General features: G+C 64.6%; 1 protein-coding gene. It reads left to right on the forward strand.

Annotated elements, in window-relative coordinates; translation table 11 throughout:
• The coding region (locus tag AC1DGP_RS35255) for a peroxidase family protein (RefSeq protein WP_476833296.1) at positions 1-793 on the forward strand (793 nt) is incomplete at both ends.

The raw sequence follows: 793 nt of genomic DNA on the forward strand, positions 1-793 counted from the left end.
GCGATCAACTCGAATATCAGCGTGGCCATCCAGGCCGACGGCACCGGCATCGTGAAGGGGATCGACCGGGTCGATCTCTGGGTCGGTGGCCTTGCCGAGACGCATATCAATGGCGGCATGGTCGGGCAGACCTTCTGGGTCGTGCTGCATGAACAGTTTGACCGCCTGCAGGAGGCCGACCGGTTCTACTATCTCGACCGTGTCGAGAACTTCGACTTCTACGAGAATTTCATCGACGGCCAGGAGTTCGCGGACATCATCGCCCGCAATACCAGCCTGACCAATCTGCCGGAGAACATCTTCGAGACCGTCGTTGGCGATGACGGCGACAACGGTACCGGCACGGGTGACGGCGACGGCGACGATGACGACGATGACGACGATGACGGCACCGGCAACGGAGATGGCGACGACGATGATGACGACGGCGCCGGAGACGGCGACGACGATGACGACGATGACGACGGCGCCGGTGATGGCGACGATGATGACGATGACGACGACGGCGCCGGAGATGGCGACGATGATGACGACGATGACGACGGTGCCGGCAATGGCGACGATGACGACGACGACGATTGCGGCTGTGACGACGACGACGATGACGACGGGGCTGGCACGCCGGCTCCCGGTCCGGGGACGGCTCCTGGGACGCATGTCGGGACGGGGCTGAGCGATGTCCTGATCGGGGCAGCGGGGGCGGACAACCTGATCGGCCAGGGCGGCGACGATGTCCTGATCGGTGCGGGCGGCGACGACACGATCTCGGCGGGCGATGGCAACGACTTCGTCG

The sequence above is a fragment of the Allobosea sp. 05T433 genome, assembly GCF_056396065.1.